Consider the following 233-nt stretch of genomic DNA (forward strand, 5'->3'; position numbering starts at 1 on the left):
TCCTTGGGCATAATTGGCTCATTGCTAACAGCCGTCGCAACTTGAACATGCGCTTGATCTGGTGCCGAGGTCTTCACCGGAGACGCTGAAACAGTTGCACTTGAGCTAGAGGCAATACAAGACAACGAGTCTAACAATCGATTATTCAGCTGGGCTTGTAGATCTAGAAACTGTTGCTGCAAAGCAATACTTTGATTTTGCTGTTGCAGCAACTGTTGCTGAAACAGCGCCAT

Annotated in this window: 1 protein-coding gene; it reads right to left on the bottom strand. The window is 46.8% G+C overall.

What is annotated here, in order from left to right:
* A partial coding sequence (locus Q4519_RS22160; RefSeq protein ID WP_303516149.1) for a hypothetical protein occupies positions 1-233 on the bottom strand: 233 nt, incomplete at both ends.

The organism is Motilimonas sp. 1_MG-2023 (assembly GCF_030547455.1).
GTDB lineage: Bacteria > Pseudomonadota > Gammaproteobacteria > Enterobacterales > CBDFNC01 > Motilimonas.